We start from the raw sequence: 421 nt of genomic DNA on the forward strand, positions 1-421 counted from the left end.
AACGGCAATCTCCGGCAGCACGGTATAATTGGCGAAGGTCGAGCAGCCCATATAGTGATGGATCTTGTCCTTGCCGATCGAGAAGCGCGAGGTGCCATCCGGCATCAGGCCCTGACCCTGGGTCGCACGGATCGCGGTGCACAGATTGGTCTTGCGGCTGAGACACGACGGGCATTCGCGGCATTCGGGGGTATAGAGCGGAATGACGTGATCGCCCTTCTTCACCGAGGTCACTCCCGGCCCGACATCGACGACGATGCCGGCGCCTTCATGGCCGAGGATGGCCGGGAACAGGCCTTCCGGATCGGCACCGGACAGGGTGAAATCATCGGTGTGGCAGATGCCGGTCGCCTTGACCTCGATCAGCACTTCGCCGGCTCTTGGCCCCTCCAGCTGAACCGTCATCACCTCAAGCGGCTTG

1 protein-coding gene is annotated in these 421 nt (G+C 62.2%); it reads right to left on the minus strand.

All coding sequences use genetic code 11. The features are described 5' to 3' along the window. On the minus strand, positions 1 to 421 hold a 421-nt coding region (locus tag PH558_RS34125; protein ID WP_285208573.1), incomplete at both ends, for an alcohol dehydrogenase catalytic domain-containing protein.

Origin of the sequence: Rhizobium pantanalense (assembly GCF_030182525.1) — a bacterium.
Taxonomy (GTDB): Bacteria; Pseudomonadota; Alphaproteobacteria; order Rhizobiales; family Rhizobiaceae; genus Rhizobium.